The organism is Stieleria sp. (assembly GCF_041595215.1).
Lineage (GTDB): Bacteria > Planctomycetota > Planctomycetia > Pirellulales > Pirellulaceae > Stieleria > Stieleria magnilauensis.
Genome location: NZ_JBFHKV010001203.1, coordinates 1 through 2403, shown reverse-complemented (window position 1 = coordinate 2403; position 2403 = coordinate 1). Strand labels below are relative to the sequence as shown.

The window sequence follows — 2403 nt, the reverse complement described above, 5'->3', positions numbered from 1 at the left end:
GCCTGTTGATTTAATCCGATCGCACGTGGGATTAGCCGTTTCGCGCAAGCGTACGGGCATTCATTATGTCGATTACTCACCGGCGCCCGTAGGCTCGCGCCAAACGGCTGATTAAATCAACAGGCCGGTTAGCCAGTGGCGCGTGATGCCTGCAATTTCACCACGCGCCGCTCGCTCACGGGCCTGTTGATTTAATCCGATCGCACATGGGATTAGCCGTTTCGCGCAAGCGTACGGGCATTCATTATGTCGATTACTCACCGGCGCCCGTAGGCTCGCGCCAAACGGCTGATTAAATCAACAGGCCGTCACGCTTCCCGCTGATCGTGACTACGCCGTCGCGGCGACGGGCAGATCAGCGACTTGATAAGCTCGCGAACGGAACAGGAAATCGATGATGTTTCCTTCGTGCGGTTGCAGCCAGTTGAGCCGATTGGTCGGGATCGGCCCGAAGTTCACGCGATCAATCTCGACGCAAGCTCCGGCTGCGGCGACCAATTCGGGATCTCGGGTCAGCACGGTTCCGACGAGTGTCGGGCCGATGCGACGAAGCATTTCCGCTTGCGGGCATTCCACGACGCTGACGAACGGGAACATGTATTCCTTCATCGCGACGCCGCGGTCGGGTGAATCGGCATGAACGACCATCGGCCGCAGGTAGGCACAGTGCTCGCGCTCGATCAGCTTGTCACCGTAATCGGCCGTCATGTCGGTGACACCGCTTTCGGCCAGATCCTGCTGCACCATCGCGTACGTTCCGGTCGCCATCGCGGGAACGGTAAACGCGGCCAGTTGGGCCTGGTCATCGGTCGGCGGCAACACATCGACCGGGCCGATCCGTTCGGCGATCGCTTGGGCGATCTCGCGGGTGTGCCGACTGGCCCAGATGCCGCTGCAGTTGATGCAGGAGCGTCCCGAGTTGCTAAGCACGCTTTCGACCATCACGTCCAAATACAATTCCCAGTCATCGACCACGTCGTCGCCGATCAAGATCTTCGACCATCCCGGTCCGTGGGCTTGCACGCGGGGATTGCCGGCGTGCTGTGCGACGGTTTCGGCGCTTCCAAAAATCATGCTGCGAGGCGTTTTGGTCATGATCGCACCGCCGGCGTCGTGCCCGCCGGGATACAAACCGAATGCCTCGGCGGGAACACCGGCTTGGATGAACGCCGACACCATGCGGTACGGTGTCCAAGGTTCCTGGGAGCCCGGTTTCAACGCCAAGCCGATTTGCAGCGGGATCGCCGGCAGCCACAGGGTGTGAACGCCCGGTGAATTGTTCGGCAGGATGGCACCCAAGACCGGCGTTTGTGCCTGGTAGCTGACGATCACGCCGCGGCCTTCTTCGCCATAGCCCCGGCTCAGGATATCGAGATCCAATCCGCGGGTCAGACAGTCCAAGATCTCGTCGATGTGACTGAGAACGAAGCTGTTCTTCTTCAAGTTCGAGCGACACATGTGCTCGGGCAATCCGGTACTGGCCGATTGCTGATGCACAAATTGGTCGACCGATTGCATCGAGTCGCCGACGGGCAGTTCCGCGTTTTCGAACAGGTCGGCCGCCTTCTTCGACATCGCGATCAGATCGGCCGTCGAGTGTTTCAGTAGTGCGGCACGAGCCTTGTGAGCCTGCTTCATATCACGGGCGACGATGCCGCCTCCGACGCTGCCAAACTTCGCAATCGGTTCCCCGGTGTCAAAGTGAACGACGTCCTTGATTTCCATCGATTCGTAGGGCTTGCCCCAGCGAAGCGGTTGCAATGTGATCATGTCTATACGTTGATGTTGCGAGTGAGAGATTGGTGGGTTCGGGCGGGCACTAATAAACGCCGACGGTGGTCGCGCTCGCCAACTCGTGGAACGGCCGCACGCCGCTGACACCGTCCCAAGGGTACATGTCGAACGGCGCTTCTCGCTCGCCTTCGTCGCGTTCCATAAACCCGGGGACAAAGAATTCGTCGGTCAACGTGTACAGCTTCACACGTCCGGTTTCGCCGAACCCAACGACCTGGTTGTAGTCATCGAAGCTGACGACCTCGGTCACCGCACGCGGCTGGGGGGCGTAGTAACTGATCTTGTATCCGTCCGCGGCCGAGATCGGTTTGCTGCAGGCCAAGCCCATCAGCGTGTTGCCGTAGGTCGGGGTCATGTAGACGCCGCCTTCTTCCACCGGTCCACCGAGCAATTCTTCGACGCAGAAACGCGTCCACTGCGGCGTGAACTCGGTGCCGCCGGAAAAGATCCCCTTGATGCCGACTTCTTGCAGGCTGGTGCCGCGGTCTTCGAGGGCTTCGCCGAGCGATTCGAGCAACTTCGGCGTCGCGAACATGCACTTGATGTCGTGCCCCGCGGTCAGCACCGTAACGGCTTGGTCGATGCAGTGCTTTTTGTACTCTTCCAGAT

The 2403-nt window shown here is 60.0% G+C and carries 1 protein-coding gene and 1 pseudogene; both read right to left on the bottom strand.

What is annotated here, in order from left to right:
* Window positions 1-330: 330 nt before the first annotated feature.
* Window positions 331-1770, bottom strand: coding sequence for an aldehyde dehydrogenase family protein (locus tag ABX749_RS29695; RefSeq protein WP_372899221.1), 1440 nt, complete (start codon window positions 1768-1770; stop codon window positions 331-333).
* Window positions 1771-1819: 49 nt separating this feature from the next.
* A pseudogene (locus ABX749_RS29690) lies at window positions 1820-2403 on the bottom strand (hypothetical protein); the annotation flags it as partial.